The organism is Mucilaginibacter paludis DSM 18603 (assembly GCF_000166195.2).
Taxonomy (GTDB): domain Bacteria; phylum Bacteroidota; class Bacteroidia; order Sphingobacteriales; family Sphingobacteriaceae; genus Mucilaginibacter; species Mucilaginibacter paludis.
On record NZ_CM001403.1, the window covers coordinates 3,162,473 to 3,188,001 of the forward strand.

25 protein-coding genes are annotated in these 25,529 nt (G+C 44.4%); 11 read left to right on the forward strand and 14 right to left on the reverse strand.

The window, feature by feature from the left end:
• Positions 1-41 precede the first annotated feature (41 nt).
• The 9 genes from MUCPA_RS37020 (at position 42) to rpiB (ending at position 6,720) form a co-directional block, all read left to right on the forward strand.
• The gene (locus MUCPA_RS37020; protein ID WP_262493007.1) at positions 42-338 is read left to right on the forward strand and encodes a M20/M25/M40 family metallo-hydrolase; all 297 of its coding nucleotides are present in this window, start codon (positions 42-44) and stop codon (positions 336-338) included.
• A 147-nt stretch (positions 339-485) separates the two neighbouring features.
• A complete protein-coding gene (locus MUCPA_RS13300) occupies positions 486-1,010 on the forward strand; it encodes a YceD family protein (RefSeq protein WP_008506999.1) in 525 nt (174 codons plus the stop codon).
• 21 nt (positions 1,011-1,031) lie between these two features.
• Entirely contained in the window at positions 1,032-1,223 is a 192-nt protein-coding gene (gene rpmF, locus MUCPA_RS37025; RefSeq protein ID WP_008507000.1) for a 50S ribosomal protein L32, read from the forward strand.
• Positions 1,224-1,237: 14 nt separating this feature from the next.
• On the forward strand, positions 1,238-2,176 hold the full coding sequence (plsX, locus tag MUCPA_RS13305; RefSeq protein WP_008507001.1) for a phosphate acyltransferase PlsX: 939 nt from the start codon (positions 1,238-1,240) through the stop codon (positions 2,174-2,176).
• Positions 2,177-2,187: 11 nt separating this feature from the next.
• The gene (locus MUCPA_RS13310; protein ID WP_008507002.1) at positions 2,188-3,177 is read left to right on the forward strand and encodes a beta-ketoacyl-ACP synthase III; all 990 of its coding nucleotides are present in this window, start codon (positions 2,188-2,190) and stop codon (positions 3,175-3,177) included.
• A 196-nt stretch (positions 3,178-3,373) separates the two neighbouring features.
• Positions 3,374-3,841, forward strand: a complete 468-nt coding sequence (gene accB / locus MUCPA_RS13315; RefSeq protein WP_008507003.1) for an acetyl-CoA carboxylase biotin carboxyl carrier protein — start codon at positions 3,374-3,376, stop codon at positions 3,839-3,841.
• A gap of 139 nt (positions 3,842-3,980) precedes the next feature.
• On the forward strand, positions 3,981-5,324 hold the full coding sequence (gene accC / locus MUCPA_RS13320) for an acetyl-CoA carboxylase biotin carboxylase subunit (RefSeq protein ID WP_040627453.1): 1,344 nt from the start codon (positions 3,981-3,983) through the stop codon (positions 5,322-5,324).
• Between the two features lie 84 nt (positions 5,325-5,408).
• A complete protein-coding gene (tatC, locus tag MUCPA_RS13325; RefSeq protein WP_008507005.1) occupies positions 5,409-6,275 on the forward strand; it encodes a twin-arginine translocase subunit TatC in 867 nt (288 codons plus the stop codon).
• Positions 6,276-6,288: 13 nt separating this feature from the next.
• Positions 6,289-6,720 (forward strand): ribose 5-phosphate isomerase B, encoded by a 432-nt coding sequence (gene rpiB / locus MUCPA_RS13330; RefSeq protein ID WP_040625919.1) that lies wholly within the window; start codon positions 6,289-6,291, stop codon positions 6,718-6,720.
• 132 nt (positions 6,721-6,852) lie between these two features.
• On the opposite strand, the gene MUCPA_RS13335 is transcribed toward rpiB, so the two are convergent.
• The 3 genes from MUCPA_RS13335 to MUCPA_RS13345 all read right to left on the reverse strand — a co-directional run bounded on the left by MUCPA_RS13335 (position 6,853) and on the right by MUCPA_RS13345 (position 9,546).
• A complete protein-coding gene (locus MUCPA_RS13335) occupies positions 6,853-7,236 on the reverse strand; it encodes a single-stranded DNA-binding protein (RefSeq protein ID WP_008507007.1) in 384 nt (127 codons plus the stop codon).
• 749 nt (positions 7,237-7,985) lie between these two features.
• Complete coding sequence (locus MUCPA_RS13340) at positions 7,986-8,876, reverse strand: universal stress protein (protein ID WP_008507009.1); 891 nt, start codon at positions 8,874-8,876, stop codon at positions 7,986-7,988.
• A gap of 412 nt (positions 8,877-9,288) precedes the next feature.
• Positions 9,289-9,546 (reverse strand): hypothetical protein, encoded by a 258-nt coding sequence (locus MUCPA_RS13345; protein ID WP_233276871.1) that lies wholly within the window; start codon positions 9,544-9,546, stop codon positions 9,289-9,291.
• Between the two features lie 106 nt (positions 9,547-9,652).
• Here MUCPA_RS13345 and MUCPA_RS13350 point away from each other — a divergent pair, with 106 nt between their 5' ends.
• Together MUCPA_RS13350 and MUCPA_RS37715 are read left to right on the forward strand one after the other, a co-directional pair.
• Entirely contained in the window at positions 9,653-9,859 is a 207-nt protein-coding gene (locus MUCPA_RS13350; protein WP_008507011.1) for a hypothetical protein, read from the forward strand.
• Positions 9,849-10,010 (forward strand): hypothetical protein, encoded by a 162-nt coding sequence (locus tag MUCPA_RS37715; protein WP_008507012.1) that lies wholly within the window; start codon positions 9,849-9,851, stop codon positions 10,008-10,010. The genes MUCPA_RS13350 and MUCPA_RS37715 overlap by 11 nt, the downstream gene beginning before the upstream one ends.
• A gap of 71 nt (positions 10,011-10,081) precedes the next feature.
• On the opposite strand, the gene MUCPA_RS13355 is transcribed toward MUCPA_RS37715, so the two are convergent.
• From MUCPA_RS13355 to MUCPA_RS13405, 11 genes are all read right to left on the reverse strand, one after another.
• A complete protein-coding gene (locus MUCPA_RS13355) occupies positions 10,082-10,915 on the reverse strand; it encodes an Rpn family recombination-promoting nuclease/putative transposase (RefSeq protein ID WP_008507013.1) in 834 nt (277 codons plus the stop codon).
• Positions 10,916-11,143: 228 nt separating this feature from the next.
• A complete protein-coding gene (locus MUCPA_RS13360; RefSeq protein WP_008507014.1) occupies positions 11,144-12,331 on the reverse strand; it encodes an AGE family epimerase/isomerase in 1,188 nt (395 codons plus the stop codon).
• Position 12,332: 1 nt separating this feature from the next.
• Complete coding sequence (locus tag MUCPA_RS13365) at positions 12,333-13,265, reverse strand: DUF4434 domain-containing protein (RefSeq protein ID WP_008507015.1); 933 nt, start codon at positions 13,263-13,265, stop codon at positions 12,333-12,335.
• Positions 13,262-13,945, reverse strand: coding sequence for a GDSL-type esterase/lipase family protein (locus MUCPA_RS13370; RefSeq protein WP_008507017.1), 684 nt, complete (start codon positions 13,943-13,945; stop codon positions 13,262-13,264). The genes MUCPA_RS13365 and MUCPA_RS13370 overlap by 4 nt, the downstream gene beginning before the upstream one ends.
• 2 nt (positions 13,946-13,947) lie before the next feature.
• Entirely contained in the window at positions 13,948-14,634 is a 687-nt protein-coding gene (locus tag MUCPA_RS13375; protein WP_008507020.1) for a GDSL-type esterase/lipase family protein, read from the reverse strand.
• A complete protein-coding gene (locus MUCPA_RS13380) occupies positions 14,631-16,463 on the reverse strand; it encodes a sodium:solute symporter family protein (protein WP_008507022.1) in 1,833 nt (610 codons plus the stop codon). Before MUCPA_RS13380 ends, MUCPA_RS13375 begins: the two co-directional genes overlap by 4 nt.
• Before the next feature lie 37 nt (positions 16,464-16,500).
• Positions 16,501-17,922, reverse strand: a complete 1,422-nt coding sequence (locus MUCPA_RS13385) for a DUF5009 domain-containing protein (protein ID WP_008507024.1) — start codon at positions 17,920-17,922, stop codon at positions 16,501-16,503.
• Positions 17,923-17,935: 13 nt separating this feature from the next.
• Positions 17,936-18,847, reverse strand: a complete 912-nt coding sequence (locus MUCPA_RS13390) for a DUF5017 domain-containing protein (protein ID WP_008507026.1) — start codon at positions 18,845-18,847, stop codon at positions 17,936-17,938.
• Positions 18,848-18,874: 27 nt separating this feature from the next.
• On the reverse strand, positions 18,875-20,443 hold the full coding sequence (locus tag MUCPA_RS13395) for a RagB/SusD family nutrient uptake outer membrane protein (protein WP_008507028.1): 1,569 nt from the start codon (positions 20,441-20,443) through the stop codon (positions 18,875-18,877).
• Between the two features lie 17 nt (positions 20,444-20,460).
• Positions 20,461-23,616: a SusC/RagA family TonB-linked outer membrane protein gene (locus MUCPA_RS13400; protein WP_008507029.1), complete on the reverse strand. Its 3,156-nt coding sequence runs from the start codon at positions 23,614-23,616 to the stop codon at positions 20,461-20,463.
• Positions 23,617-23,651: 35 nt separating this feature from the next.
• Entirely contained in the window at positions 23,652-25,520 is a 1,869-nt protein-coding gene (locus tag MUCPA_RS13405) for an FAD-dependent oxidoreductase (protein ID WP_008507030.1), read from the reverse strand.
• Between the last annotated feature and the right edge of the window lie 9 nt (positions 25,521-25,529).

A 25,529-nucleotide genomic window follows, 5' to 3' on the forward strand; every position in this document is an offset into this window, starting at 1 on the left:
TAAAACACACTGCCGAAGCCATACATGATAGCCGCGTAAAGATAACCAGGCTTAATGATTTTGCCGACGAGGCTTCAGCGGCAAGCCCTACAGAAAGCATGGGTTTTCAAAAGGTGATCAAAGCGATCAGGCAGAACTATGCCAATACATTGGTTGCGCCTTTTTTAACCGTTGGGGCCACCGATTCCAGGCAGTTTAAAAATGTGTCCGGCAGTATACTGCGGTTTTCGCCGGTGGCGGATATCAAAGGCATGCACGGGGTTAATGAGCGGGTAGGCATTCAGGAATATAAAAATGGAATTGGTTTTTATTACCGATTGTTGCAGGATGTGAAGTGAGGGGGCGTTACCTAACTGCCTGTAAACATTTTCGTTATATCTTTAAATTAGCCTCTTACAACAGCATTTTGCCCTATTTTTCCATTTTTCAAAAAAACCTTTCCACTTGTATTATTTTTCCTAAATTTGCGGGCTAATTATCGCTCATTGAAATCACTCAAACCATATTCGATTCCCTTTACCGGGCTTAAACTCGGAAAGCACTTGTTTGATTTTGAGGTAACAAATGCTTTCTTTGATGAATTTGAATATTCATTAGTTAAAAAAGGTAAGCTTGATTGCCAGGTTGAACTGGAAAAACAGGAAACTATGTTGATCCTGAATTTCAAGATCAGCGGAACTATCGACTTGTCGTGTGATCGTTGCCTGGCAGAATACCCTCAACAGATAGAAGTTGAGGAACGCGCCATTGCGAAGTTTACCGATGAGGATATAGACGATGAAGAGGATATGATCACACTCAGCAAAAACGATCACGAGATCAACATTGCAGGTTTGATATATGAATATATTAACGTAGCAGTTCCGTTTGTATCGGTATGCGGCTATGAAGGTAAAACAGAATATTGTGATATAGAGATGCTTGACCGGTTAGATAAATTGGCAAGCGGTGAAGAACCACCAAGTGAAGATGCAGACCCACGCTGGGACGCGCTTAAAAAAATTAAATAAAATAGTAATACCAAAAAAGTTATGGCACATCCAAAACGGAAAATATCGAAATCAAGAAGAGACAAGCGTAGAACGCACTACAAAGCTGTGGCTCCTACTTTAACTACCTGTCAAACTACAGGTGCTGTGCACTTACCGCACAGAGCTTATACTGTTGATGGCAATGTTTACTTCAACGGAAAAATTCTGATCGAGAACACTGCTGCAGTTTAAGTTAATTTTCTGAAATGAAGATTGGCTTAGATATAATGGGCGGCGACTACGCACCCCAGGCAACAGTTTTAGGTGCAATTGCGGCTTATGAAGCTTTATCAGAAAAAGAACAACTTGTTCTGATCGGGGATAAAGAAATTGCTGTCAGTATTCTTCAGGAAAATAATTTTAATCCAGACCACTTCGAGTATATACATACTACCGAAGTTATTGGTATGGGCGAGCATCCTACAAAAGCGGTTGTTCAAAAACCAAACTCCAGCATTAGTGTTGGGTTTCAATTGCTAAAGGAAGGTAATATCCAAACCTTTGCATCGGCAGGTAATACAGGCGCTATGCTTGTAGGTTCACTGTTTAGTGTAAAGGCTATTCCGGGCGTTTTGCGGCCGGCCATGACGGCTATTGCTCCTAAGCTTAAAGGCGGCCTTAACATCCTGCTGGATGTTGGTGCCAATGCCGATTGTAAGCCAGAGCATTTGCTGCAGTTTGGCATTTTAGGAAGTTTGTTTGCCGAGTCAATTTACAACATTACCACCCCCAGGGTGGCGCTGATGAATATTGGCGAGGAAGAGGAAAAGGGCAATATACTAAGCCAGGCCACCTATCCGCTCATGAAACAAACACAATCATTTAATTTTGTGGGTAACGTGGAAGGACGCGATTTATTTGGTGACCATAGCGATGTTATCGTTTGCGATGGATTTACCGGAAACGTAGTGCTTAAAATGGCCGAATCCTTTTATGTAGTAGCTCTTAAAAAGAATTTTAAGGACGACTTTTTCGACAGGCTTAATTATGAACAATACGGAGGCAGCCCTATATTGGGTGTCAATGCCCCCGTTGTGGTTGGCCACGGTATCTCAACGCCGAAGGCAATAAAAAACATGGTTCTTCTATCCAGGGACATGGCCCAGAGCGGCCTTGTTGATAAAATCAAACAGGCCTTTCAATAAACAACAAATAAATGAGTAAAATTCATGCTGCTATAACGGCTGTTGGGGGTTACGTACCAGATTACGTTTTAACAAACCAGGAGCTGGAAACCATGGTTGATACCAACGACGAATGGATTACCACCCGGACTGGAATTAAAGAACGCAGAATATTGAAGGGTGAAGGATCCGCTACATCCGATATGGCTGTACCTGCTGTTAAGGAACTGCTGGAAAAAAGAAAAATCGGCGCAGATGAGATCGAACTCATTATTTTCTGCACATCCACTCCTGATATGCCTTTCCCGGCAACGGCTAACATATTAGCGGATAGGATTGGCGCCAAAAATGCATGGGGATATGATTTGAATGCTGCTTGTTCGGGCTTTATCTTTGGATTGGCAACAGCTGCCGGTTTTATCGAGAGCGGAAAATACACCAAGGTTTTGGTAGTTGGTGCCGATAAAATGTCATCTATCATTAATTACGAAGACAGGGCAACCTGTATCATATTTGGTGATGGTGCCGGAGCGGCCCTGCTTGAACCCGATACCGAAGGCAACGGCATTATTGATTCCGTCTGTAAAACAGACGGCTCCGGACGCGCCTACCTTAACCAAAAAGCAGGCGGCTCGCTGCACCCTGCTACCCACGAAACGGTAGATAATAAAGAGCATTATGCTTTTCAGGAAGGCAGAACCGTATTTAAGTTCGCCGTAACCAACATGGCCGAGGTAGCTGCCGAAGTAATGGAACGTAACGATATTGCGGCTGATGATGTTGCCTGGCTGGTACCCCATCAGGCCAATAAACGGATTATTGATGCAACTGCCATACGCACAGGTATCCCGACAGAAAGGGTAATGATTAACATACAAAAATACGGTAATACCACCAACGGCACTATCCCGCTTTGTTTATGGGAATGGGAAGACAAGCTTAAAAAAGGCGATACGCTTATTTTGGCAGCATTTGGCGGTGGCTTTACATGGGGTTCCATTTATTTAAAATGGGCCTATTAATAATGCAAAATGGCTTATGCCCCGGGGATTAAGGCCCCTGAGCGCGCCCGGGTGCATTTAAACATAATTAACTGAATTTTGTTGAATGTAAAATAACTGGTTATTAAAAATTTGCATATCAGCATATTTGTATATTCGCACATCAACATTCATGCACATTAACTAACAACTTATCCAACACCAATACACCTAATCAATGGATATCAAACAAATTCAGGAACTTATCCGCTTCGTTGCCAAATCGGGCGTAAACGAAGTTGCAATTGAGCAACAGGATTTTAAGATCACAATAAAAACAAACCAGGCGCCAACCATCGTACACGCCAACGTACCTGTACAGGTTCCGGTTGCCGCCCCTGCCGTGGCTGCTCCTGCCGTTGAGATTGCTCCGGCTGCATCAGCCCCCGTAGCTGACACTTCAAAATATATCACGGTAAAATCTCCGATGATTGGTACTTTTTACCGTTCAGCCGGCCCTGATAAACCGTTGTTTGTTAACGTGGGCGACGAGATCAATCCCGGCGATGTAATTTGTATCATTGAAGCGATGAAGCTTTTCAACGAAATTGAATCAGAAGTTTCTGGCCGTGTTGTTAAAATACTGGTTGATAATGCTTCGCCGGTTGAATATGATCAACCTTTATTCCTGGTTGAGCCTGTATAGTAGGAGTTAGCGATTAAGTTATTGCTTATGAAGCCATTTTTTACTAAATGGCTTTGTAAATTATTCAATAACTTATTAAACAGTAGCTCAGTAACCCAATAACTAAAACATGACCACCAACTCATCAACTAATGATAGGATGTTTAAAAAAATACTGATTGCCAACCGCGGTGAAATAGCTCTGCGAATTATCCGCACCTGTAAAGAAATGGGGATTAAAACCGTAGCTGTATACTCTACTGCCGACCGCGACAGTCTGCATGTGCGCTTTGCTGATGAGGCTGTATGCATAGGCCCGCCGCCAAGCCGCGATTCTTATTTAAACATTCCCAATATTATCTCTGCTGCCGAATTAACCAACGCCGATGCTATCCATCCGGGTTATGGTTTTCTGTCAGAAAATGCTAAATTCTCGGCTATTTGCGCTGAGTACAATATTAAATTTATCGGCGCCACTGCCGATCAGATCAACGCCATGGGCGATAAGGCTTCGGCCAAGGCCACAATGGAAAAAGCCGGCGTACCTACTATCCCGGGTTCAAAAGGCTTACTTAGCGATGTTAAAGAAGGTATCAGCATAGCTAATAAGGTAGGCTATCCCGTGATACTTAAAGCAACTGCCGGTGGCGGTGGCCGCGGTATGCGTGTAGTTTGGCAAGATAGTGAGTTTGAGGCCGCATGGGATTCTGCCCGTGCCGAATCGGGCGCTGCCTTTGGCAATGACGGCCTTTACCTCGAAAAATATGTTGTTGACCCCCGCCACATCGAAATCCAGGTAGTTGGCGATCAATATGGCAAGGTTTGCCACTTATCTGAGCGCGATTGCTCTATCCAGCGTCGTCACCAAAAATTGGTTGAAGAATCTCCTTCGCCGTTTATGACCGAAAAGCTTCGCAAAAAAATGGGCGAGGCTGCTATTAAAGGCGCCAAAGCTGTAAGATATGAAGGTGCAGGTACAGTAGAATTTTTGGTTGATAAAGATCGTAATTTCTATTTCATGGAAATGAATACCCGGATCCAGGTAGAGCACCCGGTAACCGAAGAGGTAATCAATTTCGACCTGATTAAAGAGCAAATCAAGGTAGCATCTGGGGTGCCTATCTCCGGTAAAAACTACGAGCCAACCATGCACGCCATAGAATGCCGTATTAACGCCGAAGATCCGTTTAATAACTTCAGGCCATCGCCAGGTAAGATTACAAATTTCCACTCTCCGGGTGGCCATGGTGTACGCATCGATACACATGTTTATACCGGCTATGTGATACCGCCCAATTACGACTCGATGATAGCCAAGGTAATTTGCGTGGCGCAAACCCGCGAAGAGGCTTTAAGCACCATGGAGCGAGCCCTGAGCGAATTTGTGATAGAGGGAGTTAAAACAACCATCCCTTTCCATCTTAAACTTTTAAAGGATCCAAACTTCAGGGCAGGTAATTTCACTACCAAGTTCATGGAAACTTTCGAATATTCTGAAGATTAAGGAAACTGTTAGTATAACTTAAACCGTAAGTACCATTCTACGTTATAATATTATAATAAGAATGGTATTTTTGTTTTACACACTATGAGCGATAATAAAATTTTAAATGCCATCAGAGGCAAAGGAAAAAACCTTGAAGGCGAGATGTCGTTTTTTGATCATCTGGAAGTATTAAGGTGGCATTTAATCCGGGCGGCGGTATCTATCCTCGTTTTTGGTGGACTGGCATTTTACTTTTTCGACCAGATTTGGGATACCGTTATTATGGGCCCCAAAAAGCCCGACTTTTTTACCTACCGGATGATGTGTAAACTGGGCCAGTTAATGCACAGCGATGGGATGTGTATTACCGAGATTCCCGGCAAAATTATCAATACCGAAATGGCTGGTCAGTTTTCGTTACAAATTAACGCGGCGCTCATTATGGGTATTACACTGGGCTTCCCTTATCTGCTGTGGGAAATATGGTCGTTTGTAAAACCAGCCCTTTTAGAAAAGGAGCGTAAAGCTGCCGGAGGTTTTGTATTTTATGCCTCGCTATTGTTCTTTTTAGGCATATTGTTTGGATATTTTGTGGTAGCCCCGCTGTCTATACACTTTTTAACCAACTACCAAATCAGTCCCGAAATCCAAAACACTTTTACTATTGACTCTTATTTAACATCGGTAGCTACCTTGACTTTGGTGAGCGGTGTGGTTTTTCAGCTCCCCATCATTATTTTTGTACTGGCAACTATAGGTATTGTTACTGCTAAATTTATGCGCGAAAAGCGCCGCTACGCTATCATTATCATCCTCATTATTGCTATGCTGGTAACGCCAACTCCTGATGTTACTACCATGATTGTGATCAGCATCCCGCTATTTGGGCTTTACGAAGTAAGTATATCGGTTGCAGGCCGTGTTGAAAAAAGAAAACTGATTAAAGAAAAAGAGTTTTTTAATGCCTAACCACTTATAAATGATGAACGATTTAAAGATAGCTATCGGTGCAGACCATGCCGGTTTTAGCTATAAAGAAGCTTTTTTAAAATCCTTAAACGTAAAAGAGCTAAAAGATTTTGGCACGTATGATGCCGCATCGGTAGACTATCCCGACTTTGCGCATCCGGTGGCAACCGCCGTTGAAAATGGTGATTTTGATTTAGGAATTTTGATCTGCGGAAGCGCCAATGGTGTGGCCATTACCGCTAATAAACACCAGGGAATCCGCGCAGCTATTTGCTGGAACGAAGAGCTGGCATCCCTGGCGCGCAAGCATAACAATGCCAACATTGTATGTATTCCAGAGCGCTTCGTATCTTTTGATATGGCTCAAAAAATTGTAGAAACTTTTTTTAATACCGAGTTTGAAGGCGGCAGACATGCTAACCGGGTTGGAAAAATATCGTGTTAAATTTCAGTGGAGATTTAAATGTAACAAGGCCCGCCGATAAAGTTAACTCAAGCCAGTTCACTAAAACAGATCTCCAGATGGTGGTGAACTGGCTACCAATCTGCAAAATGAAGATCAATACTGGGCAGGAAATTATCTTTCAAGCGAATTGATATCTTCGTCAAAAACAAACTCTTCTTCAAAATCGCTGTTTCTTCCTAATAGGGTAAAGCTTTCGGCCACTACTTCGGTAACGTATTTTTTAATGCCGTTTTTGTCATCGAATGATCTTGTCCGGATTTTTCCCTCCAGATAAACTAACTTACCTTTTTTAAGCAATTTTGAAGCCGCATCAGCTAAGGCGCGCCACATTACAACGTTGTGCCATTCGGTTTGTTCAACCCGCTTACCATCTTTGTTAAAAAACTCGGTGGTTGCCAACGGAAAACTTGCAACGGCAACATTGCCCGTAAGGTATCTAAAATCGGGATCCTTTCCTAAGTGCCCCACTAAAACAGCTTTATTTATTCCAGACATGTTATTATGTATAGTTAAGTAATGTACTTATTGGTTAGAATTATGGATTGATAACGTGTTTCATACTATTTATTAGATCGGATATCCTTTAAACATTGTAATTAGTAACTCAAGGGTGCAGTTTTCAAAAATTTCAATACCGGGGCACCCTCAAATAGAGCCGTTTAACCGGCCTTTTGTGCATCGTTTCTATTCGATGTCAATGTTCATCCTCCTTACTCAGCCTCAAATTTAATACATGGGCATCAATCATGTTTTCATCATTGGCTTCCATTAGTTACCGCTCTTTCCTTGAACTGGTTTAACCCCAAACCCATATAGCCGCGTATATCTTCAATATTTTTAGTCCTGATATACAAATACATTAAATGTTTACTGCCCAAGATGCTGTGCTAATTGAGGGGAAAGTGCTGGGGCTTATAAAGGGCCCATCAACTTAATACAAATTTAAAATAAAACGATTGCCGACAATTGTGGAAACTACGTAATCAGCCGGTGGAAACTACTGATTAATTGCCACAAATCAATTTTATACAATAAGCCACAGCTTTGCAAACACCATTTATACCTATAGTCGTTACAGATTTCAGTAGCAACTTCGTCAAAAGCAATGTTCATTAAATTTGAGAACTTAACCAGGCTATTGTGGCAGATGGATAACTTTAAACAACCTTATTATTCAACATTCTATATCATAATAGGGAACGCCATCCCTTTGCCTATACTATTTAATTTACCTGGTGTATCCTCTAAAAAACTACAGAACTGCCCACGTACGGAAACACCAACAACGGAATTTCGGTATGTTTAGCTAAATTTTTAGTATAACTTTCTTTAAATATCCGGTCGAGCAAATCATGTTTTCGATGCACCATTGCTATCATTTGTATTTGCCTGTGCTCAACAATCCAACTGAGGCCCTTGTCAACATCGGTGCTTTTTACATCCCTGTAATAAATGTGAGGGTAATCTACTTTGTCCGAAATGCCGCTTAAAAAGTTGCTTACCTTTTGTTGATACTCTTTGTTATGATGCTTGCCGTCCATTACGTGTACAATTAAAATTTCGGCATTAAACTCGCGTGCCAGGCTTGCCAGCGAGTGTATTACTTCAATATCTTCCTCACTTAAATCAGTTGCAAAAGCAATACTGCGTAAGCTTGTAAACTGGGCCTTGCCGGGCATTAACAATAGCGGAAAACTTGCCTTATCAATCATATCCTGACTAACACTGCCGGCAAAAAAACTATTGATTCCGGTAGCGCCCCACAAACCCATAACTACCATAGTGATCTTTTCATCAGTCACCAAATCGCGAACGGCGTCCATTACCGATCCGGCTTTGCAACAATAGGTAAGGTTAGGTTCAAAAACCGCTACAGATGCGGGCTCATTTTTTAACGATTGCTCGAGCGATAATCTTTTTGCCAGTATCCTTAATTCCTGGTCTGTTGTTTCTTTAACAGACGAGTAATCGTCGTGTGGCCAAACCAACTGTTCCGTTATCCGTGTTTTGGCCTTTTCATTAATCGCGCTGCATAGCTTTACATCGGCATGCATATATCTGGCTAAATTTAGTGCGTACCTGGCTGCGTTATCTGCTGCCGGCGAAAAATCGGTGGGTACCAAAATCGTTTTCATAACCAAGTTTTAATTGCTATACAAATCTTACAAATCAATAATTGTCAAACAATGATATTAATCACGGTTATTTATGACTATCATTTGATGAAACTTGGTTAAGCACAGATATCCGCCCGGATAAAATAACTTTAGTAGATGAAGATTTGATTAGAGAGACTTGCGCAAATGTTAGGCAACGGTGATATAACGGTTTGGGCGTGTCCCTCCTCCGTCGGGCCGTGCTTTACGCTCATACGCGCAGGTCTTAACCGCGGGGCCGGTATCCGCTGCAATCACTCACGTAAAAAAGGTTAGGATAATTAGAATTTTGATATGATGGATCAACACGATATACCTGTTTTGACAGGTTGCGTCCTGCTAAGCAACAATTAAAACAGAAAGCCCGGCAAGATAGTTCAAGAACCTACCCTTACAGCCGTTCAATTTCCTCCACAGAAAGTTTGGTGAATTTATTAATCTGCTCAACAGAAAAGCCGTCCTTTTTCATTTCAGCGGCAATAGCGAGTGATTTACGATATTCACCTTCCTCCCTACCTTCTTCACGACCTTTTACTTCGCCTTTACGGTAAAGAAAATCTTTTTCTTCCTTAAAAAACTTGGTTATAGTTTCCATCGCTTTTTCAAATTGTTGTTCAACACTGCTGCGCAACTGTACAAATATACGCAATTGTTTAAAATACCGGCTTTCTGCAAAGTCACCTTTGGTAATTTGTAATGTATGTTATGTAGTGGAATTCATTATTTTTGTATTGATACATTATTAAGAATCAACCATGAGCACTTTAAATTACCCTCTAACCAATGCGCAGATAGAGTTGATGAAATTATTCGGCACCAACCTTTCAGCAAATGACCTGCAAGAATTAAAACAATTACTTTCGCAATTTTTTGCCGATAAAGCAATCAAAGAAGCTGATGATTTATGGGATAAAAAAGGGCTTACTAATGATGATATGGATCAAAGGCTGAATGGAAAATAACAAAAATTTAACCGTTGTTATTGATACAAATGTTTTGCTGGTGTCCATATCAAGCCGTTCTAAATATCCCTGGTTATACCAAGAGTTGCTGAAGGCAAAACTCCGCATAGCGCTTACCGACGAGATTTTATTAGAATATGAGGAAAGATAAGCAAGCACTGGAGTAATCAGGTTGCGCTAAATGTCATTAGAGCACTTACAGATTAGTTCAAGAACCTACCCTTACAGCCGTTCAATTTCCTCCACAGAAAGTTTGGTGAATTTATTAATCTGCTCAACAGAAAAGCCGTCCTTTTTCATTTCAGCGGCAATAGCGAGTGATTTACGATATTCACCTTCCTCCCTACCTTCTTCACGACCTTTTACTTCGCCTTTACGGTAAAGAAAATCTTTTTCTTCCTTAAAAAACTTGGTTATAGTTTCCATCGCTTTTTCAAATTGTTGTTCAACACTGCTGCGCAACTGTACAAATATACGCAATTGTTTAAAATACCGGCTTTCTGCAAAGTCACCTTTGGTAAAGGATTGGATCTGATCTACAATGGATTTAACGGCATCATAACTATCCTCTTTCCCAAAGTTAGCTAAAATACCCAGCATTTTCACCTCTGGATTGTCTGATTTAAGAAACAAACTATAGTTAGCCTCAACGATACGTGCCAGGTTATAACTAAACTTAAAGTTTTCAGTGTTTATAAAGGTTGGCATATTGGGCGTCACATCTTTCAGAAATATAACATACTGCTTTACAGGAAGCTGATATCTTCGCATCAGCATCACATTGTACTCGGCCATACGGTAAACCATTTCCTTTTCATCCTCAACCTGAAATTCTACCTGCAATACGTAGGTTTGCCCGGTAGCATCGGTTACCTTTTTCAGGGCATCCGGCTTTCTTTCCTTAGTATGCTGTATATCATCCGGCAGTTCCTCACTTTGCACAATCGTTAACCCCAACACATCTCTGATGATCACAGGCAGCGTAACCTCCAGATTCTCCTTTATTATTTTGTCGTACTGACCGGCCTGATTGCCTTTGGTTTTTTGTTTCACCATCAGCCAAATATAAAAATCTGCATGGCATAATCCATGTTTACAGGTTATGCTATGCGTCAAATTAATAGTTTTGAATTTTTAGTATTACATGTTGCTTTAAAACCATAGCATAAGGCATTAAAGTCAATATTATTGCCTATTACTCAATAGCCATCCTATAAAAAATGGTGCAGTAAAATACCGCACCATCTCAATCCAACATCAAACAAAAACTATTAACTCTTAATTTTAAACAAAGGCCAGTTTATCAACTTCAAGGGTTTTCCAAACCTGGTATAAGCCCCTTGGGATATGGAAGCAGCCTTTCCATTTGCCGCCTTTTAAGGGCAGTAAAACTTCACCCCGGCGGTTTAAATAGCCAAACCATTCGCCATATTGGTTATCCCTAAAGTGTGGCCAGGTATATTCATGCAGTTTAATAAACCAGTCGGCACAGTCCTGGTTCCCGGTTAGCTGATAGGCTTTAGCCATGCAAACTAAAGCTTCAATATGCACCCACCAAAGTTTCTGGTCCCATTCAAGCTGCTGTACAGGGTGTCCCTTAATATCTTTAAAATAGATTATCCCGGCGTGCTCATCGTCCCAGCCAAACTTTAGGGTACGCAGTGCAATGGTGATCGCCTTTTCAATCAAGGCTTTATTATTTAACCGCACACCCAGATCCATAATGAACCACATCGCTTCTATGGCGTGGCCCGGGTTAAGTACCCGGCCTTCAAACGAATCAGAGAAACTTCCGTCGGCATGTACATTTTCAAGTATCAACCCGCTCCCGGCATCATAAAAGGTTTCCATCACCTCATGGATCACCTCGGCTGCCAAATCATCAATCAATTGTTTATCCAACAGGTGCTCCAATTCTAAAGACAGGTTACAAAGTATCATCGGCAAGGCAAAATTCTTCAGATCGCGGGTACCGGGATAAATTTTACTGTATTTGCCTTTTGGATTATTACGGCGTTTTAAAATATTCTGAAAAGTGTTATAGGCTACTTCGCCATACTCGTCAACCGGGTCGGCTTTATATAAGGCGCCTAAGCCCATAGCGGCAAAGCAGTCCGAAAAAATATTGTAGGGCTGCACCAGTGGCTGGCCAGCGCGGTTAAACGAGAAATAGAAGTTGCCTTCGTTATCTCTTCCGTTCTTCAGCAAAAAGTTGGCGCCATGCTTCGCAATGTTAACCCAGTCTTCATTTTGCTCTACCCGGTTGTTCAGCATAGCATAAGTCCATACCTGCCTGCCTTGCAGCCAGGCAAATTTATCTGTATCAAACACCTTACCCTCACGATCCAGGCAGGTATAATAACCGCCAAATTCCTTGTCTATAGAATGCTCCGTCCAAAAGGGGACAATATTTTCTATTAATTCTTTTTTGTAGAGCTGGCTATATCCCAGCATGGTTGTATTCGTATTCATATCAAAATGTTTTCAGGTATTCCTGGTAGCGGTTGTATAAATGCCCGGCTTGCAGATAAGCTGATTGCGGGCTCATAAAATGAGAAAATTCAAAGGTGATGGCTTTATCGTATCCGGCTCTGCGTGCGGCTTCCAGCTTAAGGCGCAGCTTCTCAAACTTAATGGGGAAAAACTTAATAGGCATATCGCGGTCAAAGCTTTCGGCATTTGTCCAGCATTGCAGACCAAACTGATCGGCCATTTTTTTATTCACTGCAAAAAAATCGTCGAGCTGGTCATAATCGATATGCCCGTCCTGAAAAGCTACCGCGTCAACTGCGCCCTGTATCCCCTCAAAAATCTCGCTCCACTCCTTTTCATGTTCAAGCACCGAGATGGCATCCTCTTTGGTCAACTGCGGAGAGGCCGCCATAACGGCCTTTTTACCGTCTATCCATGGTGAAATCAAAGCGGGCAAACCACCGCTCACCTGCTTGCACTGGCTGCCCAGCATCCGGAATGCCTCGGTTGCGCCCTTGGTGCGGCGGCTTATCTCCATACTTAAATACCAGCCTCCAAAGCTTGCATAGTGCCCGTACTTTTGCCATACCTCATCAATTACGTAGCGGTTGGCATCCAACTCATGGCTCAGGTTGCCAGTATCCCAGTAGTGCCCGCTATCGTACAGGCCAAAATAAAACTTGATACCGTGTTTATCGGCCAGCTGCAAAAAAAGCTCCACCAGATCAACCGGAGGCCGGTAGCAGCCAAACTGTTTTTGCAAATAAGCTGATGGATAAGTTAAAAAACGGCGATACCCGCTGCGGATCATAATAACAGTATCAATCCCAACAGCCTTCATCAGGCCAAAGTCCCTGTCCCATTCATCCGGCCCCCAGTTTTGATGCGGAATATCGTGCGATATCTCATCAATAAAAGTTCCTGTTATCTTCATAAATAATTCTTGCTTTTTAAATAGTCTACCCAGGTAATGTATGCACTGGCTTTCAGGTGAATGCCATCGATAGTAAGCTCCCGTTTAAGTTTACCTTCAACATCTTCAAACAAGGGATGTAAATCGATGTAAACAAGCCCTTGTTCCAAAGCCAATGCCTTAATGCGGCGGTTCAGTTCGGGCACCAGCACATTACGTCCTTTGGTGTAGGGTTCCTTTGTCATGTCCTCGTTAATAGGCAAAATGCTCTGGATATATAATTTTGTTTTGGGCGATGCCTGTTTAGCTTTTTGAATAATGCGTTGATAGTTGTGGATAGTTACCTCATAAGGCAGTTTCCTGAACAGATCGTTAATACCGATCAGCAGAAAGATCTTGTCAGGATGGGCCGCTGCTATCTCGCCTACGCGGGCCAGTACGCCAAAAGTATTATCGCCCCCAATGCCCCGGTTAAGCACCGGTTTGCCGGGTACCAGCTCCTGCCATTCGCCATGTTCGGTTATGCTGTTGCCTAAAAAAACAATTTCGTGCCTGTGGTGCGGCATGGCATTAAAAAACTCCATCCGTTCCAGGTAGTGGCCATTGGTATAGTTGCTGTCAATTTTTACAACCTGGGCCATTAGCGTGGTTGCAGTCAGAAGGCAAAACCCAATCAAAAACAAGTATTTAAAGCCTCTCATAATCACAACACCTTTAAAAATTTTAAGCGGTTCACCCATTGTATGTAGGCTGCCGCGCGCAGGTGCAACCCATCAATACTCCAGTCCTTTTTCAGCTGGCCACTGCCATCCTCAAACGTGGGGTGCAGGTCAACATAAATCACCTCGGGTGTATTACATAGCTGCTGCAACTGACCGTTGAGTGATTTGATGATGCTGTTATTGATCTTGTTATAGATCTGCGGCAGCATTTGCTCGTTAACCGGCAAAATGCTTTGGATATATAATTTTGTTTTGGGCGATTGCTGCCTTACCTGTTTAATGATGCGGCCGTACACCGATAGGATGGCTTCGGCCGATGTGCCGCGTTTTAAATCGTTAATACCAATCAGTAAAAAAATCTTATCCGGCCTGGACGACAGCACGTCATCCATCCGGGCCAGAACGCCGTAGCTCACATCGCCGCTGATTCCCCGGTTTAGCACCGCCCTGCCGGGTATAATTTCCTGCCACTCGCCACCTTCGGTAATGCTGTTGCCTAAAAAAACGATCTCGTGTTTCTGGTCGGGCATTTTTTTGAAAAAGTCCAGCCGCTCGGTATAATGCGAGTTTACGTAGTTGCTATCCACATTATTAAACAGCTGCGCCCTGGCAGCAGTGCCAAACAATACCGGAGCCAATAAAATAGCGGCAAATATTCTCAGCCTCATAGATCGGCCTCCTTTAATTTATCCCACCAAAATTTCTTTAACCAGATGCTGGTTACAATTAGTACACCGCACCACACCACCATATAAGTATTTTGCCTGATCATGAAGTAAATAGGGATGACCACCTGCGCCATTTGCCATACAATACCCACCAGCACATTTGATGCATCACGCTTAAAATCCTGGTTAGGTATAAAATCTGGATTCTCGGCTATTACCTCGCGCTTGATGGGCCCCCAAAATCCCCATGGGCGGGTCTTGCGGTAAAACTCCTTAATGGATTCGCGATTTGAGAGCGGCTCCAGGTAAGTACCAATAATACAGCCGATGAGCGATACCAGCAGGATAACCGGGAAAACATAAATATCTACCACATCCGGAAAAACAAAAAGCTTGGTGGTTGAGGCAATTAAGCCAAACAGCATCCCCCAGAAATAGCCAAGCCCGCTAAAGCGCCACCATACCCACTTTAAAAGGTTGGCGGCAACATAGCCGCCATACAGGGCTGACGTGAGCCAGAGCGTTAACTTGTTTAACGATGCCGCGTTAAAGCCGCAAACAATCCCCACAAGCACCAGTATAACCGATGATATGATACTTAGCCTGATGTATTTACTGTTAGATGCATGGGGGTTGATGTACTTTTTATAAATATCATTCACAATATAGGCCGGGGCAGCATTCACAAAAGCCGAGAAGGTACCCATAAATGCTGACAAGAAACCCGCCAGTACCAGCCCCTTTAAACCGATGGGTACAAAACGGTTGATGGATAGCGGCAATACTTTTTCAAAATCGATATGGCTGCCCATCTTCCCCATCTCGGGGCCCAGGTAAACCAAACCCAGCACAGCGAACGAAGCAACCATCAGATACCTTGGAATATACATGACGAAGATGGTGCTGAAACTCATTTTAGCGGCATCAGACGGCTTGCGAGCCGATAGCACCCGCTGCATATCATAACTCGGCACAGGCCCCGCTATAGATGCAAAGATGCCCTTAAACAACATCATCATAAACAAAGCGCCAAACATGGTAAACCCGTCCGACTTTATTTTATCGTTAATATTGGGCAGGGCGGTATGGCTCCAGTCGAGGTTCAGTTTCCAGTGGAACATCAGGTCGCCCCAGCCCTCGGGTATGGCGGCGCGGATCTGCTCGGCGGTTACCGATGTATAGGCGATGTAGCCAATGCAGAAGCAAGAGATCGTCATGATAAAAAATTGCAGTACCTCGGTAGCTACCACGCTGTACATACCGCCTTTAACCGTGTAAATGGTGGTAAGGATGCAAACGATAAGCGCGTAAGCATGATCTGACGTTAAATGGTACGAACCGATGTTGGTGCTGAGGTCCCAGGGTAAGATGGAGGTGCAATATTTGCCGATACCTTCAAAAAAATAGGCGATGAAACCTATTACGCTGATCACAGCAAAAATAACGATGATGATGTGCGACAGCTTGGCGCCCTTGCCATCGCCAAAGCGGAAGGTGATCCACTGCGCTCCCGTCATGGCGCCCGAGCGGCGCATCCAGATGGCCAGGTACACAAAAATAAAAACCTGGTTCCATACCGGCCAGAGCCAGGGGATCCAGGCGCTTTTTAACCCGTAAATAAATAAAATACTCACCGTCCACATAGTGCCCGAGGTATCAAACATACCCGAGGCATTACTTAGGCCCAGGTAATACCACTTCATGGTGTTGCCCCCTAAAAAGTACGACTGGAGATCTTTAGATGCTTTTTTGGAGATATAAAACCCCAGAAACAGGATGCCTACAATGTAAGTGAGGATGATACTGGTATCGATTATACTTAATGTCATGCGTATAGGTTATGATCAGATTTAATTTTTCAGTGAATCAGGTTTTCCAGTATAGTTTTTTCCGGGTGCAGTAAACCGTAATGAGGGATACGATGCCGGTAAATATCACGCCCCTTAAAAACGCTCCCACCACCTGATGATCCATCAGATCCAAAAGCTTTTGGCCGCCTGTTATTTTTAAAACCGGGATGAGCAGTAAATTTCCCGCCGTATAAGCTATCATGGGGTTTTTGCCGTTATCAGCCAAAAACTGGATGAAGGGTTTAAAAAATGGTGTTTGCTCCATCAACGTAAAAGATGCCAGCGTTGTAAATGCCAAACCGGTGGTTACAAAATAATAGCTGTAGGTTGAAAAATCCTTTTTAATACCGCCTTCGTAAGCTTCAAAAAAAAGGCCGAGCAAAAGCAGGTAAATACCGGCGTGGATAAATCGCTCCAAAAGATTTTTTTGAGGCCCATCCGGCTGTAGCTTAACCCCATATACCAGCAACGCCGATACTGCAGCTGTAAAAAACAGGTTGGGCACTAACAGGCGGGTGTACAAGCCAACCAAATTGCCAATCAATAATAACCAGCAAAATAAGCAGAGCAGCCAAAGGTTTTTTACTTTAGCCGGTGTTGAGTTGCCCGTTTTAGCTTCATGTACAAAGCTTAACAACCATTCGCCGGCTAATGTGCCGGGGAGTACAATAAACAAATATTTGAGGTAGTAAAATTTATAGGCCCACAGCGCTGGCGACCAGTTATACAACACGCTGTTCCAGGTTGTGGTATCCTTACCGCTTAAAAAAACCGCCATTACAAAAGGCAGCAAGCCAATGCGCAGCCAGGGTTTATTTTGTGTAGACAGCCATATTAACGAAGCAAACAGCGCCATATTAGCCAAAACCATAATGATAATATCGTTCTGATTAAAAGAGAAGCCGTTTTTAAACGGATAGAGTGCCAAAAAAGCCAGGGCTAATATAAAACCCGAAACTTTAACCATTAACGCCGCCTTGCCCTGCCACTCCTGCTTATAGGAATACATTAAAAATAACAGCACAAAGCAGCCTATAGAGAGCAGCTGATCTGCAAGGCCAGGTGCCGCGCTCATTACCCACGACCGGGCATGCATGGTGAATACGGAAAAAAATGCCAGCAACACGTAACGCTGTGCTATCTGTAACAACGTTTTCCAAAGCGGCTGAACCGCCGATTTTTTGACTAAAGCCAGCGGAATTGCAGCACCCATGGCAAACAGAAAAAAGGGAAAAACCAGGTCGACCCAGGTAATGCCCGGCAAGTCGGGCTTAAACTGGTGTGCAGGCGGCGGCACCTGTGCGTGGTACATCCAGCCGGGCAAAATACCGCCGAAAGCGATGCTGCCCGATAACACCATCAGTAAGATGGCAGTACCGCGCAAAGCATCAAGGCTGTTAGCTCTTTGGGGTGGCGTTTGGATAGTTGTATTGATCATGTGAGTACTCAAACTACTTAACCGTGATTGTTAGCTGCTTAACCACACTGCCCGAACCATCGTTGCCGCCATTGGTAGCTACAAAAGTTACGGTGTAGGTACCGGCAGTTGTAAACACATACTTATAGCTGCTTAGCTGGTTTAAATAGGTTTTAATGACGGTTGGCACATCCGGGCTTACATTGGTAGCAAACATGGGTTTGGATAGCGCCCAATCTTCCGACACGATTAAACTACTGGCCGGCGCAAACGCTAAAACAGGATCTGATGTTTGGATAGCCCATTTATTTGCCGGGTTAGCAAAATCAAGCGCCAGCCATGATGCCGTGCCGATGGTAGATACATTCAGCACACTTCCATCGGGCAGGGTATTGGTCAGGTTAAAATTATACACGCGCCATGTCCGTTGCGTGCTGGTGGTTCCGGGTGCTTTATCCCCCCAGTACTTAAACGCAAAATAAATAGGCTTGCCGCTGGCGGCCAGATCTGATATGTTAACCACCCCCGAGCTTGTTTGCGTGCCCACGGCCCCACCGGCCGCTGTTGATAAGGTAAAGCGGCTGGTGATGTCTGTCCAGGTAGCCTTCCTCACGCTGGTGGTATCATACAGGCCGTTAAAATCAGTTGAATACAGCAAACTCAGGTTGTTGGCCTGCGTGCCGTACAAAACCTGTGTTTTGATTTCAAGGCCCAGTACCCCGGCAACGGTAGTACGATCTTTAAACTTGTATTCCTTACCTTTTTCACCGGAGTAAAAACTGATGATATCCGGATCGCCCGAAAATTTAAAAGTGACTGTGTCGCCTGCTTTATATTCCGTTTTAGCCGTTTGAACATCAAATGCAGATAGTTGGATCGCTGATTTTTTGCACGAAAAGATCAGCGGGAGCAGCATTAAGCCTATGATATATTTTACTTTATACATCTCGATATTTTTTAATTGATCTATAATTTACCAGCCTTTATTTTGTACGATACTGCTATTGAGCGATGTTTCCTTCGACGGGATGGCGAACAAAGTATCACGATTAGATACATTGTTGCCCGATACACCTCCATACGTATAGCCAGACGGAGCGGTAGTAGTGATCTCGTTCCCGATGCTCTTCATGGTAGATACAAATATCCCCCAGCGGATCAGGTCAAAACGGCGCAAGCCCTCATAACCCAATTCCAGCGCGCGTTCTTTGCGTACGGCTTCCCTGAAGGTATCTTTATCCATGCCCGCAGTTAGGTCGGCGGCGGTAGCTGTGGATAAGCCCAGGCCAACGCCATAAGCCCGTTCGCGTACCAGGTTAATGGCGTTATAGGCCAGGCTGGTTGCACCGTTCACTTCGTTTTCGGCTTCGGCATACATCAGCAGCACATCCGCGTAGCGCAATAAAGGAAAATTAATGGCTGATGTATTGGTAAATTTCACCGTAGACGACTCAAACTCGCGCCTCCATTTGGCATCGCAGCGGTTATAAATTTGCGCAGCGGTGTAGTAAATCAATACAGATGAGGTAGACGAGGTATAGGTATACGGGCCGATGGACCAATCGCGACGCAGATCGTTTGTGCCAAACAGGTTGTAATAGCGCTGTGTGGCATGCTTGGCGCCATAACTATAACCCACAGTTGCGTTGCTGGTGCCTATGCCGTTAATTACGCCGACACTGCCGCCTTCGTCCTGCGTACCATTCTTGATGCTGAACTCTACCTCCCAGATGCTTTCTTTGGTATCGTAAATGTGCTGGCACATGTTTTTAAACACCTGCTTATAATCAGGATTTAAGGCATGGGGCGCATCTGTCATTACTTTGCCTGCCCATTTTTTTGCTTCGGCAAAGCGCGATGCATCTCGCAATGGCGCACCCGCCATTTTCAGGTTAACCCGGGCCAGGATCCCCCATACTACCGATTTGGTGATCCGGCTGTTATAGGTGTAAGCAGTTATCGGGTTCACCAGGTCGGCGGCTTGCTCCATATCGGCTACAATTTGTTGGTAAACGACTTTGTAAGGCGTCCGCGGAACATTGTTTTCGTTAACCGACTTTGTAGATGCCAGCCTTAAAGGCACATCGCCCCAGTTGCTGGTTAAAATGAAATAAAAATAAGCCCGCAGAAAAAGCGCTTGCCCCTTGGCTACGTTTTTATTAGCCTGGGTAAGGGCCGATTTATCAATGTTTTCCAATACCAGGTTGGATAAATTTATGCCCTGGTACAACAATGCCCAACAGGTATTAATTTTGGTATCCGATGGATCGTAGTTGTATAAACCAACATCCTGCGTCCACGATGGTAGCGCCACAAAGGCATCATCGGCAACATCCATCTCAAAAAATAAATACCTGCCATAAGTACCTGTTTTACCCAATATATCATAAATACCGGTAAGCGCGGTGTTGATCTGGTCGTCGGTTTGGTAATAGTTCACCGGCGATAGAAAATCGGTTGGGGTGGTATTCAAAAATTTTTTACACGAGGTATTGAGCAGTAAACCAGCGCAAGTTAATATGGTGATCAATGTTTTTCTCATTGTGTTATTTTTAAAGGTTAAAAGGTGGTGTTTATACCTAATACAATGGTGCGCGCCCGCGGATAGGCGGAATAATCGAACCCGGGCGTTAAGGCCGAATTACGTACCGATACCTCCGGGTCATACCCGCTATATTTAGTCCAGGTGTACAGATTTTGAGCGGTGATGTATGCCCTGAACGATTTCAATTTTAACTTGCCGGCAAATTTGCCAGGCAGGGTATAGCCCAGCGACACAGTTTTTAATCTTAAAAAAGAGCCATCCTCTATAATACGGGTTGAATAAGCTTTCAACACCTGCCCTTTAACCGCCGGAATATCCGATGTAGGGTTGTTCGGCGTCCAGCGGTTAGCATACGACGCGAACTGGTTGGTATTGTATATCGAGCCACTTTCCATAGCCAGCCTGTTGGCGTTAATGATATCATTACCGTACGACCATTGCATGAAAACGCCTAAGTCGAAACTTCGATAAGTGAAGTTATTAGAGAAGCCCCCCACGTGCACAGGGTAGGGGTGGCCGATGGCCACCTTATCTTTTTCGTCAATCACCAGGTCGCCGTTTAAATCACGATACTTGGCATCGCCCGGTTGTACATTGGCCCTGATCTCGCCGTTGGCCGTAATATTTGATTTTAAGGTATAGGTGTTACCGGTTTTAATAAAATCATCATACTTATAGGTGCCATCATAAATTAACCCATAAAACTGCGCAATGGGCTGCCCCACCTTGGCCACATAACCGGGGATGTTTACCCAATCATCGCCCCAATATTGGGATGATGTCATGTAGTTTTGATTATCTGCCAGGGCCAGTACTTTATTCCTGTTAAACGAGATATTAAAACTGGCATCCCATGAAAAATTTTTCGTTTTAACCGGAGTCCCCGAAAGGGTAAACTCCAAGCCCTGGTTTTGCACTTTACCTATATTTTGGTAAGCGCTGCTATAACCGGTGCTTGGCGCCAGGTCGCGGTTCAGCAATAAATTGTCGGTTATTTTGCGATAGGCATCAAATGTAAATAGCAGGCGGTCCTTAAAAAAGCCCAGGTCGAGGCCGATGTCGGTTTGTGCCGTGGTTTCCCATTTCAAATCGCTGTTACCTAAACTGCTCGCATATACACCCGGAACAGTAGCATTGCCAAACGAGTAGCCCGAGGTTGAGCTCAGGTTTAAGCTGGCATAGGGTGCAAAATTACCGATCTGGTTATTACCTGTTACCCCGTACGAAGTTCTTAATTTACCGGTTGAGAGGAAACTCATGCTCCTGGCAAATTTTTCTTCATCAAATTTCCAGGCAAAAGCGCCCGAAGGGAAAAAGCCCCAGCGATGACTATTTAAAAACCGCGATGAGCCCTCCTCTCGGCCGGTAGCGGTAAACAGATACCTGCCTTTATAATTATAGTTTAACCTGCCAAAAAATGAGGTTTGGGTATAGTTTGAGGTAATGGAAGTAATGGAGTTGGGCGTACCTTCGTCGAGGCCGCTCAGTCCCAAACTTTCGTTGGGTAACAATACGGCGTAGCCGCCGAATATATTGGTTTTTCCACTCTCGGCTGTAAAGCCGGCTACGGCGTTAATTAAATGATCTTTAGTAAAACGCTTGATATAAGTTAAAGTATTGGCCGTTTGCCACACGCTGGAATTGGTATAGGTTTCGCCGCCGCTAACTTTGTAGTTTCCGCTCGATCCTACCCTGGACAAGGCCCCGTTAAAAACATCGTCTTCGCGGCTACCGTTGCTGATACCTCCGGTTAACTTCAGCTTAAGCTCTTTTGTAAAGGCATATTCCGCATAGCCGTTAGCAATCAGATTGGTGCCGGTATTTCTGCGCAGCTCGTTTTGTGCCGAGAGTACCGGGTTGAACCTGAAATCGGTAGTTGGGTCAACGGTGGGGTCGCGGGGCAAATTCAGCAGATCGTCTGAACCGCTTAGCGCTACCGGGCGATAGGCCCAAACATTATATAATAAGGTAAGGGTGTTAGTGCTTGATGATGCCGATGTTGGCGTTCCATAATTATCTACGTAAGCGTAAGTGGCATTAAGGCCAACCTTCAATTTATCCGACTCCTCCTGATCTATGGTAAAGCGGCCCTGGTTGCGTTTAAACGCACTATTGATGATGATGCCCTGCTGATCGACCGTTGATAGCGAAATGCTGTACCGGGTTTTATCGTTGCCGCCGCTGAGTGATAAATTGTGGTTTTGCATCGGAGCTACTCTTGTTACCTGGTCTTCCCAGTTAATTCCGGCTACATCCTTGTAGCTATCCAGTGTACGGGCGCCATTTTGCAGGAATAAAGAATTGGTGGTAATGGGATCAATTTCGTACTGCAGCTTTACAAATTCATAAGGGCTTAATAATTGCTGGCGCTTTTTATTTTCCTGCCAGCCATAATAACCGTTATAGGCAATAACAGGGGCACCCAGCTTGCCGCGCTTGGTTGTAACAATGATAACGCCGTTGGCCCCCCTGGCGCCATAAATGGCAGTTGAAGAAGCATCCTTTAAAACATCGATAGATTCGATATCGTTAGGGTCGAGGGTATTCAAAGGATTGACGGCGCTGTTGGTAGGATTCTCAAACGGAAAGCCATCGATCACAAACAAGGGATAATTATTCTGGGTAATGGAGTTATAACCACGGATCACGATATTCACTGCCGATCCGGGTTGCCCTTCAAATGAGTTTACCTGCACGCCGGCTACCCGCCCGGCCAATGCCTCATCAAACGATTTTACCGGAGCCTTTTGTAAATCGTTTATGCTTACGCTGCTTACCGAGCCGGTAAGGTCTTTACGCTGCACCGAACCGTAGCCAATAACCACCACCTCGTTCATCTGGGTCGACGATTGTTGCATCACTACTTTGATGGGGGTGCTGCCGCTAACGCTAACCTCCTTCGTGGTAAAGCCTACAATACTAAAAACCAATACCGCTGGCTTGCCGGTAGCCGCGGCTATGTTAAAGCGTCCGTCGGCATCGGTATTGGTGGCATTGGCGTTACCTATTTTAAATTTTACGGTTACACCGGCTAAGGGCTCACCGTTACCGTCAGTAACGGTTCCTCTAAAAATGGTGTTCTGGGCCACGGCGCTCCAACAACACAATGTTAAAAGCATGGCAAACAATAAACTTGCCCTTTTTCGATTTTTAGTAATTAATTTTTGCATAGCATACCATTAGGGGTTAAAATTTCTGTTAATTATTAGTGTGTGGTTTTTACAATCCCATCAAAGCCGATGGGGATATCAAAGGGCTTCAGTAAAGTATCAATCAATACGGCAACCATTCGTCGGCTCAGTACAGTTTGGCCGGTTAATTCCTGGTTAATGGCGGCGCCGGCCAAAATGCGGTTCATTTGCAAAAGCGTAGTGCCGGGTTTCAGCTTAGCGAATAATTTCACCATAAAAGCCCCGGTTACCAAATTGCCGGAAGGGAACAAGTCGTCCAGATTGGTATAATACATCTTCAGCCCGGTAACCAGGTCATATTCGTTGATGTTTAGTTCCGGGTAAAACCAGGTTTGGTTGGCCCATTTATAAGGCAGGCCGGTGCCTTTGAGGATGCCGGTGGCACCTATGCGCTGCAAGGCCTCAAAGTTTGGGTCCTCGGGCTTTACATCAATAAAGGGCATCAAATAAGCCTTGGAATCAAGTAGTGCCTGCTGTACATCGCGGATATTAGCCTGCGCGGGTTGAATGTTGTTTTTAATGCATACAGCGGCCAACGCACCGGCGGCCTGCCCTATGGTAAGCACTACCGGCTGCAACCGGCTGGTGCCATTTACAATATTGGTTACGCTGATGCTTTTTTCGGCAACGATAAGCCCATCCACCTGCTGCGGAATTAACGCGCCTAAGGGTATGTTGTATGCGGGTACCTTAATGCGTACAAAATCAATGGCCGGAGCCGATGGATTTTTTAAGTGATGGTGGTCTACCGGGTAATCGCCCACGGCTATACCAGTACGGTAAAGTGCCGTTTTTTGATCGTAGGGTTTAGCAATATCATTTAAGGTAAGCTTTACCAAACCGTTCATCCTTCGTGCTTCACGGTGATAGGGCAACATCGGCAGGTGGTCGGCAGTGGGATATTCATCATCGGCTATGCCCAGGTTTTTATAACCCAGCGCCGTTTGGATATAGTAAATAAATTTCAGCGCATGTAATTTAGCCTCCTTCAGTAAAACCTCCCGCTCCTCAGGTGTTTTCTCTATTAGGTTCAGATAAATATCGTTGCCGCATTTGGGCCAATTGATCATGTATTTGTTATTGGGCAAGCGGCCATATTGCAGCATCTGGTAGCAATTGTTATCCGCAGGCGCGGTTACCGAGGGATCGGATACATCGCAGCTGCATTTAAATTCATCGGGGTTATAATTGGCTGGTTTTTTTATCGTTTTATCCGCGCCCTTGCCGTAATCTTTCAGGGTGATCACAAAGGTCATGTCCTGGACAATATCATTCGCTTTTTCCGGGGCCATCGCTTCGCCAGTAGTATAGCGGCTATCCATCCCCACATCATATTTTACTCCGGCAGCGGCCATCACATCGCCAAGCTCGGTGGCGTCTATCAGCAGCCTGGCGTTTATCAGACTGGTTTTACCGGCTTTCTTCACGGCCACCTGCCAGCCTCCATCAATTTTTTTTACTGATTGCCATACCGTTTTATACCAAATGGTAAGATTGTTATTTACCGCGAGCTGCTTTAATATTTTATTACCTACCGACGGCTCAAACAAAGTATTACTCACCCAGCCGGTTTCCACGGCTGCGGCCCCGCCGTAATAATCGCGTAGTTTTTGGCGAAACTCCGCCCACAAACCCGATGGAAGATTATTGTCGCCATCAATAGCACTTACACCCGCCGATGTGAGCATGCCACCCAGCCATTCGGTTTCTTCTACCAGCAAGGTTTTAACCCCCATTCGCGATGCTTGAATAGCCGCGGTAGTGCCGCTTGCTCCTCCACCGATGATCAGCACGTCTGTTTGTATCGTTTTAGATTGCGCCGCCGCCTGGGTGAAGCAAAAAAACGCAAGTAAAAACAGAAATATTTTAGGATTTGTTATCATATCAACCTG

Bases quoted from the DNA above. Each gene is read 5' to 3' on its own strand.
- rpmF (WP_008507000.1), top strand. From the start codon at position 1,032: ATGGCACATCCAAAACGGAAAATATCGAAATCAAGAAGAGACAAGCGT.
- plsX (WP_008507001.1), top strand. From the start codon at position 1,238: ATGAAGATTGGCTTAGATATAATGGGCGGCGACTACGCACCCCAGGCA.
- MUCPA_RS13310 (WP_008507002.1), top strand. From the start codon at position 2,188: ATGAGTAAAATTCATGCTGCTATAACGGCTGTTGGGGGTTACGTACCA.
- accB (WP_008507003.1), top strand. From the start codon at position 3,374: ATGGATATCAAACAAATTCAGGAACTTATCCGCTTCGTTGCCAAATCG.
- accC (WP_040627453.1), top strand. From the start codon at position 3,981: ATGTTTAAAAAAATACTGATTGCCAACCGCGGTGAAATAGCTCTGCGA.
- tatC (WP_008507005.1), top strand. From the start codon at position 5,409: ATGAGCGATAATAAAATTTTAAATGCCATCAGAGGCAAAGGAAAAAAC.
- rpiB (WP_040625919.1), top strand. From the start codon at position 6,289: ATGAACGATTTAAAGATAGCTATCGGTGCAGACCATGCCGGTTTTAGC.
- MUCPA_RS13335 (WP_008507007.1), bottom strand. From the start codon at position 7,236: ATGTCTGGAATAAATAAAGCTGTTTTAGTGGGGCACTTAGGAAAGGAT.
- MUCPA_RS13340 (WP_008507009.1), bottom strand. From the start codon at position 8,876: ATGAAAACGATTTTGGTACCCACCGATTTTTCGCCGGCAGCAGATAAC.
- MUCPA_RS13350 (WP_008507011.1), top strand. From the start codon at position 9,653: ATGAGCACTTTAAATTACCCTCTAACCAATGCGCAGATAGAGTTGATG.
- MUCPA_RS37715 (WP_008507012.1), top strand. From the start codon at position 9,849: ATGGAAAATAACAAAAATTTAACCGTTGTTATTGATACAAATGTTTTG.
- MUCPA_RS13355 (WP_008507013.1), bottom strand. From the start codon at position 10,915: ATGGTGAAACAAAAAACCAAAGGCAATCAGGCCGGTCAGTACGACAAA.
- MUCPA_RS13360 (WP_008507014.1), bottom strand. From the start codon at position 12,331: ATGAATACGAATACAACCATGCTGGGATATAGCCAGCTCTACAAAAAA.
- MUCPA_RS13365 (WP_008507015.1), bottom strand. From the start codon at position 13,265: ATGAAGATAACAGGAACTTTTATTGATGAGATATCGCACGATATTCCG.
- MUCPA_RS13370 (WP_008507017.1), bottom strand. From the start codon at position 13,945: ATGAGAGGCTTTAAATACTTGTTTTTGATTGGGTTTTGCCTTCTGACT.
- MUCPA_RS13375 (WP_008507020.1), bottom strand. From the start codon at position 14,634: ATGAGGCTGAGAATATTTGCCGCTATTTTATTGGCTCCGGTATTGTTT.
- MUCPA_RS13380 (WP_008507022.1), bottom strand. From the start codon at position 16,463: ATGACATTAAGTATAATCGATACCAGTATCATCCTCACTTACATTGTA.
- MUCPA_RS13385 (WP_008507024.1), bottom strand. From the start codon at position 17,922: ATGATCAATACAACTATCCAAACGCCACCCCAAAGAGCTAACAGCCTT.
- MUCPA_RS13390 (WP_008507026.1), bottom strand. From the start codon at position 18,847: ATGTATAAAGTAAAATATATCATAGGCTTAATGCTGCTCCCGCTGATC.
- MUCPA_RS13395 (WP_008507028.1), bottom strand. From the start codon at position 20,443: ATGAGAAAAACATTGATCACCATATTAACTTGCGCTGGTTTACTGCTC.
- MUCPA_RS13400 (WP_008507029.1), bottom strand. From the start codon at position 23,616: ATGCAAAAATTAATTACTAAAAATCGAAAAAGGGCAAGTTTATTGTTT.
- MUCPA_RS13405 (WP_008507030.1), bottom strand. From the start codon at position 25,520: ATGATAACAAATCCTAAAATATTTCTGTTTTTACTTGCGTTTTTTTGC.